Annotated in this window: 1 pseudogene; it reads left to right on the top strand. The window is 44.0% G+C overall.

Going from position 1 to position 352, the window contains the following annotated elements:
• Positions 1-182, top strand: a pseudogene (locus I6E49_RS14315) (IS1380 family transposase); the annotation flags it as partial.
• Positions 183-352: the final 170 nt, after the last annotated feature.

Consider the following 352-nt stretch of genomic DNA (forward strand, 5'->3'; position numbering starts at 1 on the left):
CCATCATGAGCAGGCTTGACACCAAGGCTTTTGGGCTCAAGAAAACGAGTCGCATAAAGGCTTTTGTCTTCAGATTCATCTCCGTACCTGCCAAGTGGATCATGACTGCAAGGCAATACGTGCTGAATATCTACACAGAGAACCGCGCTTATGCAAAACCCTTCAAAACAGAATTCGGATAAGAATCCTTTCTTTCCGGTTTGAATCTGCGTATTACCTCAAGTCGCATCGTGGGGTAAGGGGATGGTGGCTACATATTGATGTTGTGCTGTTGCTTTTTACTGAAAGCTGCTACTAACGACTCATAAATCTACCCTTAATCGTGTATTGGATGATAGTTGCGGATTTTAGG

It is taken from the genome of Leyella stercorea, from assembly GCF_021531655.1.